Here is a 7189-nt window from a genome sequence, read left to right as displayed (position 1 = left end):
CGTTCAGTGGGACGGGCGCACCCGACTGCTCGGTCCGGTTCCGGGGACCCGGCTGGGCCGTGTCCGGCGGATGCTGACCGTTGCGCACGGTGCACCCAGGGGTGCTGGGACGAGCCGAAGAAAGTGTCTTCGGCCCACGGTTCGGCCGTCGACTGGTGAGAACGCCCCGCCGACGCCGCCGGGGCGACGCGCGGCGGGGCGTGGTCCGCCGAACTTGCCCCTAGGCCTCCAGCATCTCGGTGACCAGGGCGGCGATGGGTGAGCGCTCGGAGCGGGTCAGGGTCACGTGGGAGAACAGCGGGTGACCCTTGAGCTTCTCGATCACCGCGACGACCCCGTCGTGGCGGCCCACCCGCAGGTTGTCGCGCTGGGCGATGTCGTGGGTGAGGACCACCCGCGAGTTCTCACCCAGCCGGGACAGCACGGTCAGCAGCACGTTGCGTTCCAGGGACTGCGCCTCGTCGACGATCACGAAGGCGTCGTGCAGCGAGCGGCCCCGGATGTGCGTGAGCGGCAGGACCTCCAGCATCCCCCGGTCCACGATCTCCTCGATCACGTCCTCGCTGGTCACGGCGGACAGGGTGTCGTGCACCGCCTGGCCCCAGGGCGTCATCTTGTCGTTCTCGCTGCCCGGCAGGTAGCCGAGCTCCTGGCCGCCCACCGCGTACAGCGGCCGGAACACCATCACCTTGCGGTGCTGGGCGCGCTCCAGGACGGCCTCCAGACCGGCGCACAGCGCCAGCGCCGACTTCCCGGTGCCCGCGCGGCCACCAAGGGAGACGATGCCGACGTCCGGGTCGGTGAGCAGGTCCAGCGCGATCCGCTGCTCGGCGCTGCGCCCCTTCAGACCGAACACGTCCCGGTCCCCGCGCACCACCTTGACCGACTTGTCCGCCTGGACCCGGCCCAGCGCCTTGCCCTGCTCCGAGACCAGGACCAGACCGGTGTGGCAGGGCAGGTCCCTGGCCTGCTCGATCTCGCTCTCACCGGCGGAGAACAGTTCGCCGATGTTGTGGGCGGGCACGTCCAGCTCCGCCATCCCGGTCCACCCGTGCTCGATGGCGAGCTCGGCCCGGTACTCGTCGGCTGGGAGACCGATCGAGGAGGCCTTGATCCGCATCGGCAGATCCTTGCTCACCAGGACGACCGAGCTCTCGTCCTCACCCTCGGCCTGGAGGTTGCGGGCCACCGTGAGGATCCGGGTGTCGTTGTCACCGAGCCGGAATCCCGCGGGCAGGATCGTCGGATCGCTGTGGTTGAGCTCCACCCGGAGCGTGCCGCCCTGTTCGTTCACCGGGACGGCCACGTCCAGGCGGCCGTGGGCGACCCTCAGGTCGTCCAGTCGACGCAGGGCGCTGCGAGCGAAGTATCCGAGTTCCGGGTGGTGACGCTTGCTCTCCAGCTCGGTGATCACCACCACGGGGATGACGACCTCGTGTTCGGCGAACCGGGCCATGGCCATCGGGTCGGCGAGCAGGACGCTGGTGTCGAGCACGTAGACGCGCTTACCCTCCACCGCCTCCACATCGGGGGCGGTGGGGGGCTGGGTGTCGCGGTGATCGGTCGAGGAACTAGCCACTCGTTCTCCCCTTGGGCACCGCGTGGGTGCCCTGCTGTCACGGGATCATGGAGGACCGGGACCAGGCCCACGAGGGCCGGGTCCGGCCCTCCTCTTCGACATCCCGCCGTGGCGGAGAAGATCAACGAGACGGGGCCTCCCGAACGGATGGACGAACGCCATCCGCTGTTTTCGACGCTACGCGGCCGAGAGCCCGTTTTCCAGGTCCCTTGCCCACCAACCGGTGAACTCCGCGTTACGGACCCGCCGTGGACAGACACGGCGCGCCCCGCGGAACGGGGGCGGGTGGGAACGTGGGGCCGGGGTTCAGGAGCCGAAGCGCCGGTTGCGCGCGCCGTAGGCACGCAGCGCGCGCAGGAAGTCCACTCTGCGGAACGCGGGCCAGAAGACCTCGCAGAAGTAGAACTCCGAGTGCACGCTCTGCCAGAGCATGAAACCCGAGAGACGCTGCTCACCGGAGGTACGGATGAGCAGGTCCGGGTCGGGTTGTCCGCGCGTGTAGAGATGCCGGGCGATGTCCTCGATGTCCAGGCGCTCTGCCAGCTCCTGGATACCGGTGCCCTTGGCCGCCTCCTCCTGGAGGAGGGACCGAACCGCATCAGCGATCTCACGTCTACCTCCATACCCGACGGCGACGTTGACAACCAGACCAGGGTTGCCGGATGTGGCCTCTTCCGCCTCTTTCAGGGCACGGGCAGTGGAATCGGGCAGGACGTCGAGCGCTCCGACGGGGCGCGTGTTCCAGCCCTCCTGGCGCAGCCGCGCGATGGTCTCCTCGATGATGCGGACGAGCGGACCCAGCTCGTTCTCGTCACGGGTGAGGTTGTCCGTGGACAGCATCCACAACGTGACGACCTGCACACCGACTTCGTTGCACCAGCCGAGCACCTCGAAGATCTTGTTCGCCCCGGCCTGGTGACCTTGCTCGGCGCCCGGGAGACCGCTGCTCTTGGCCCAGCGCCGGTTGCCGTCCATGGCCACACCGACGTGCCTGGGAATCTCCTGGCTGGTCAGGCCGCGTTCGAGACGCCGCTCATAGAGCCAGTACAGGGGGTCACGGAGCCCCATTGGCGAAACCTCTCAGAGCTGGATCATGGGACGGCGCACTCCTGTGACGGATGGGCCGACGGGGATTCCTCCAGAGTAGTTCGCCCGTGGACGTCACGTCACGGCGAGCGATTTACGCACGTGTTTGCGCCCCTGGTGGATGCGGGACTTCACCGTTCCCAGGGCGAGGTTCAGCTCCGAGGCGATCTCGTTGTAGTCCATCTGGCACAGGTCACGGAGCACCAGCGGGGCCACGAGGTTGGGGCGGTCCTTCTCCAGCTGGTCCAGCGCCTCCAGCAGGTCGATCCGCGAACCGGCGATGACGCTGGTGGTGCGCGGGTCCTGCTGGTGCGGCATCCGCTCGGCCTCGGTGGGGAACTCGGCGGAGCGACGCTTCATGGAGCGGTAGGTCTGGCGGGCGGAGTTGGACACCACGGTGTAGAGCCACGTGGTGAAGAGGGAGTCGCCCTTGAAGCTGTCGATCTTGCGGGCGACCCGCAGGAGCGCGTCCTGGCAGGCCTCCTCGGCGTCCTGGCGGTAGGGAAGGAACCGGGCGCAGCGACGCAGCACCTCGGGCTGGATGCGACGCAGGAGGTCGTCCAGGGCCACGGCGTCACCGTGTTTGGCGCGGCGCGCGAGCTCCTCCAGTTCCTCGTCCACGTTGCTGGCCACCCGACGTCGGGGGGTGGGGGTCTCCTCGTTCTCCGAGTTGTCACTACTGTGCATGGCTCATTCTCTTCCTGGCTTGCGACAGACGTCCGATCGTCCGCACGAACGCGTACGCGCCCACTTATGAGAGGGTCACACGTCAATGGGACGTCTATGAGCCCCGTTCGGCTCCCGCCTCACGAATCCTCACGATCTCCGCCCCGTGGTGCACATGGCGCACGGAACTCGAAGGGCACCTCCAGTCTCCATGCCCCGAAGGCGTCGACGATACCCGGGGGAGGGGATCATATCCACGGAAGTCAACGTGAAGGCGCAGATGGTGTATTAGTGGGCAACGACCGCGTATTCACCCCCGACAGACCGAGGCGAAGATGAGCCAACCGGAGGCCTTCGGACGTTACCGCGTCATCAGGCGCCTGGGTTCCGGTTCCTTCGCCACAGTCTGGTTGGCGCAGGATGATCTGCTGAACTACCCGGTGGCCATCAAGGTACTCGCCGAGAACTGGGCGCACCAGATGGACATCCAGCACCGGTTCCTGGAGGAGGCGCGCATCCTGCGCCAGACCGACTCCACGTGGTTGGTGGCCGTCCACGACGTCGACGTGCTGCCCGACGGGCGCCCGTACATGGTGATGACCTACGCCGACCAGGGCAGTGTCGCCGATCTCGTCCACCGGGGCCAGCTGCCCCTGGACGAGGCGCTGCGGCTGCTCACGGAGATCGGCCAGGGCATCACCGTGCTGCACGGCCACGGCACGATCCACCGGGACATCAAGCCCTCGAACGTGCTCCTCCAGTCCTCCCCCGTGGGCCAGCGCGTGCTCGTGGCCGACCTCGGCTTCGCGAAGGCGATCGACGAGGCGTCCGGTTTCACGGCGGCCGCGGGAACGCCCGGGTACATGTCCCCCGAGCAGAGCATCCCCGGCGGCGACCTCGACGTGCGCTCCGACGTGTACTCGCTGGGCGCGGTCGCCTACGAGCTCATCACGGGTCGGCCACCGTCGCGGCCTCCGGTGAGGGTGGCGCCTGGCCGGATTCGGCCAGGTTTGCCTCCGGCGCTGGACGAACTGATCCTGTCCGCGCTGTCCGTGGACCGGGAGAGCCGCCCGGCCGACGCCAAGACCTTCACCGACCGCGTCCGTGCCATCCGTATGGCGCCCAACATGCCCGAGGACTCGTCCTGGTGGCGCCGCTACCGGATGCCCTGGCAGCGGGCGGGCGCCCTGGTCCTGGCCTGCGGGCTGCTCGTCGCCGGGGTCAGCTCGTCCCTGGGGGCGCCCGGCATGGCGCTGACCACCGTGCGCAACTCCGCCATGGAGATGCGCGTGGACGTGCCCTCCGTGTGGGCCCGGGAGTTCCACACCGACCACGACGCCCGCGACTCCGTGACCGACGCCGGAGCGGGGCAGGGGTTGCTGGCCGCCACCGACGTGGACGACTGGCACTCCACCGACGTCCCCTCGTACGGGGTGTACGCGACCGTGGTCCCGGGTGCGCCGAACCTGGACACCGTCGCCGACACCAAACCCTGCCCGGGGCAACCGGAGGAGCGGGCGATCAACGACGGCGACTGGCAGGGAATGGTCTGGGAGTGGCCCGAGTGCAACGGCAACGGTGCTTTCGCCTCCGTCGCCGTGCACCCGCCGGACACCCCCAGGACCGTGTACCTGGAAATCCGTCAGCCCGACTACCGTCCCGACGTCGTGGACGAGATCGTCGAGGGCATTGAGCTGCTGTGACCCTTTGGGGTCCGCCTCTTCCCCTGGAAATGCGGCGCATCGGACGAATGTGGTTCACATTTCAACCAAAAAGCCGACTTGAGGCCGACTAAAGGGTCAGCTGCGCCCTGAGTTCCTCCGGAGTGGTGACGGGGAGTTTGCAGACGAAACCCTCGCAGACATAGGCGGTGGCCCTGCCGCCGACGCGGACTCGTTGTTCGAGCAGGGGCACTCCCCCGCTGTCGTTTCCGTCTCCCCGGGAGAGCACCGTGCCCAGGGGCGCCGACCGCAGCACCGTACGCACCAGCTCCTCGGTCTCCGGGTCACCCGGCTCCCCCACCACGGCGACGGCGCGCGGCCCGCTGAGCAACGCCTCACCGGCGGCCAGGCCCCAACCGGCGAAGCGCGGGGCCTTCTCGGCCAGCAGCGGAACCACGGCCAGTGCGCCCTCGGCGGCGGCCCGGTGGCGCTCGCCGCCGGTCAGGGCCGCGTAGGAGAGCAGCGCGGAGGCGGCGGCGAACCGGCCCGAGGGTGTGGCGTTGTCCGTGGGGTCCTGGGGGCGGCTGAACAGCTTCTCGGCGTCGTCTGCGGTGTCGTAGAACCCGCCGTCGTCGTCGCCGAAGTGGTCCAGGACGGTGTCGAGCAGGCTCCCGGCCTCGCGCACGTAGCGGGCCTCACCGGTCACGCCGTGCAGGGCGATCAGCCCCTCCGCGAGGTCGGCGTAGTCCTCCAGCACCCCGGCGCTGGGCCCCGGGCGACCGTCCCGGGATGTGCGCACGAGCCGTCCGCGGATCACGTGGGTGTCGAGGACGAGGTCGGCCGCCTCCCGGGCCGCCCGGATCCAGTCGGGGCGCTCCAGCAGGGCGCCCGCCTCGGCCAGCGCGGCGATCGCCAGGCCGTTCCACGCGGCCACCACCTTGTCGTCGCGGGCGGGCGGGACCCGGTCCGCGCGAGCGGTGAGCAGGGCGGCGCGCACGCGGTCGTAGCGCTCGGGGTCGTCGGGGTCCCGGCGGAGCTGGAGCACCGAGGTGCCCTGCTCGAAGGTGCCCTGCGGGGTCACCTCGAACAGTTCGGCGGCCCAGGCGCCGTCCTCCTCCCCCAGGATCTCGGTGAGCTGATCGGGGGTCCACACGTAGTAGGTGCCCTCCTCGCCCTCGCTGTCGGCGTCCAAGGCCGACGCGAACCCGCCCTCGGCGGTGCGCAGGTCGCGCAGCATCCAGTCGGCGGTCTCCTGGACCACCCTGAGCATGAGGGACCGTCCGGCCACGGCGGCGGGGTCGGTGCCCACCGGGCGCCGGGAGAGGCGGGCGTAGGCGCGCAGCAGGAGGGCGTTGTCGTAGAGCATCTTCTCGAAGTGCGGGACCACCCACGCGCCGTCGACCGTGTAGCGGGCGAAGCCGCCGCCGATCTGGTCGTACATGCCGCCCCTGGCCATGGCCACGGCGGTGCCGCCCGCCATGAGGGCGGCGGGCGTGGGCTCGTCGGCGCTCTGGAACGGGAAGGTGCGCTCGTGCTGAGCGGTGAGGAAGGACAGCAGCATGGACGGCGGAAACTTGGGCTCGTCGCCGTACCCGCCGTTGACCACGTCGTAGTCGCGGACCAGGGCCTGCACGGCCAGGTCGAGGTCGGCGGCGGTCGGTGGCGGGGAGGAGGCCAGGCGGCGCGGGGCCGCCAGCGCGTCCACCACGCGGCGGCCCTGGTCGAGGAGGTCGGCCCGCTTGTCCCGCCAGGCGGAGCCGACGCCCTCGAGCAGCCGCTGGAAGTGGTCGCGGGGGAAGTAGGTGCCGCAGTAGAACGGCGCGCCGTCGGGAGTGGCGAACACGGTCATGGGCCAGCCACCTTGGCCGGTCATGGCCTGGGTGGCCTCCATGTACACGGCGTCGACGTCGGGGCGTTCCTCGCGGTCGACCTTGACGTTGACGAACAGCTCGTTCATCCGGTTCGCGGTCTCGTGGTCCTCGAAGGACTCGTGGGCCATGACGTGGCACCAGTGGCAGGCCGCGTAGCCCACGGAGATGAGGAGGGGGACCTCGCGGCGGCGGGCCTCGGCGAAGGCCTCCTCGCCCCAGGGCCACCACTCCACCGGGTTGTCGGCGTGCTGCAACAGGTACGGGCTGGTCGCGTCGCTCAGGCGGTTGGACATGGTTCCACTGTGCCACTCCGGCGCCGGGTGCGC

General features: G+C 69.9%; 5 protein-coding genes. 1 reads left to right on the top strand and 4 read right to left on the bottom strand.

The genetic code is table 11. The features are described 5' to 3' along the window. Nucleotides 1-220 precede the first annotated feature (220 nt). The 3 genes from KBX21_RS22595 to KBX21_RS22585 all read right to left on the bottom strand — a co-directional run bounded on the left by KBX21_RS22595 (nucleotide 221) and on the right by KBX21_RS22585 (nucleotide 3352). Nucleotides 221-1579 carry a PhoH family protein gene (locus KBX21_RS22595; protein ID WP_049568681.1) on the bottom strand — a complete coding sequence of 453 codons (1359 nt, stop codon included), beginning with the start codon at nucleotides 1577-1579 and terminating at the stop codon, nucleotides 221-223. 306 nt (nucleotides 1580-1885) lie between these two features. Further along, nucleotides 1886-2647 (bottom strand): isoprenyl transferase, encoded by a 762-nt coding sequence (locus tag KBX21_RS22590; RefSeq protein WP_049568677.1) that lies wholly within the window; start codon nucleotides 2645-2647, stop codon nucleotides 1886-1888. A gap of 93 nt (nucleotides 2648-2740) precedes the next feature. Beyond that, nucleotides 2741-3352: an RNA polymerase sigma factor gene (locus KBX21_RS22585; RefSeq protein ID WP_049568674.1), complete on the bottom strand. Its 612-nt coding sequence runs from the start codon at nucleotides 3350-3352 to the stop codon at nucleotides 2741-2743. A 314-nt stretch (nucleotides 3353-3666) separates the two neighbouring features. Here KBX21_RS22585 and KBX21_RS22580 point away from each other — a divergent pair, with 314 nt between their 5' ends. Continuing rightward, nucleotides 3667-5034 (top strand): serine/threonine-protein kinase, encoded by a 1368-nt coding sequence (locus tag KBX21_RS22580; RefSeq protein ID WP_049568670.1) that lies wholly within the window; start codon nucleotides 3667-3669, stop codon nucleotides 5032-5034. A gap of 88 nt (nucleotides 5035-5122) precedes the next feature. On the opposite strand, the gene KBX21_RS22575 is transcribed toward KBX21_RS22580, so the two are convergent. Then, nucleotides 5123-7156 carry a thioredoxin domain-containing protein gene (locus tag KBX21_RS22575; protein WP_210843549.1) on the bottom strand — a complete coding sequence of 678 codons (2034 nt, stop codon included), beginning with the start codon at nucleotides 7154-7156 and terminating at the stop codon, nucleotides 5123-5125. Nucleotides 7157-7189: the final 33 nt, after the last annotated feature.

The organism is Nocardiopsis sp. B62 (genome assembly GCF_018070675.1).
In the GTDB taxonomy this organism is placed as follows: Bacteria; Actinomycetota; Actinomycetes; order Streptosporangiales; family Streptosporangiaceae; genus Nocardiopsis; species Nocardiopsis prasina.
The sequence above is the reverse complement of the archived record's forward strand: the minus strand, read 5'-3'. Positions and strand labels throughout refer to the sequence as shown.

What these genes read in the sequence shown, in the direction of transcription:
- KBX21_RS22585 (WP_049568674.1), bottom strand. Translation starts at nt 3,352, where the DNA reads ATGCACAGTAGTGACAACTCGGAGAACGAGGAGACCCCCACCCCCCGA.
- KBX21_RS22590 (WP_049568677.1), bottom strand. Translation starts at nt 2,647, where the DNA reads ATGGGGCTCCGTGACCCCCTGTACTGGCTCTATGAGCGGCGTCTCGAA.
- KBX21_RS22575 (WP_210843549.1), bottom strand. Translation starts at nt 7,156, where the DNA reads ATGTCCAACCGCCTGAGCGACGCGACCAGCCCGTACCTGTTGCAGCAC.
- KBX21_RS22580 (WP_049568670.1), top strand. Translation starts at nt 3,667, where the DNA reads ATGAGCCAACCGGAGGCCTTCGGACGTTACCGCGTCATCAGGCGCCTG.